The sequence below is a fragment of the Pseudoalteromonas fuliginea genome (assembly GCF_000690055.1).
GTDB lineage: Bacteria > Pseudomonadota > Gammaproteobacteria > Enterobacterales > Alteromonadaceae > Pseudoalteromonas > Pseudoalteromonas fuliginea.
Window position 1 is genome coordinate 1 of the sequence record NZ_JJNZ01000294.1, and the last position, 290, is coordinate 290.

Below are 290 nucleotides of genomic sequence, written 5' to 3' on the forward strand. Positions count from 1 at the left end.
ACAAAACCCTTAGCATATCTGGATTCATTCAAGAAATGTTTTTTAATTTAATGGACTACCAGAATCACATGATGGAGGGCAAGGTCTAGTAAAATCGTAGATATTACCTCCTTCAGCAGATTTTTCTGGTAACATATCTACATAAGTATCTGTTGCAGCATCATATTTTGTACCTACAATCATAAGTTTCTCTACATTATTTTCATCAACGCCAATATAAGCACGAACAGCATCTACACCTTGTGCTAGCACTTGTGTTAAATCGTCTTTAGGTATTAAAAAAGCATGAA

Annotated in this window: 1 protein-coding gene; it reads right to left on the bottom strand. The window is 34.1% G+C overall.

The genetic code is table 11. From position 1 onward, the window contains the following. Window positions 1-42 precede the first annotated feature (42 nt). Window positions 43-290, bottom strand: a 248-nt coding sequence (locus tag DC53_RS22895) for a hypothetical protein (protein WP_206075193.1), incomplete at its 5' end; no start/stop codon positions are given.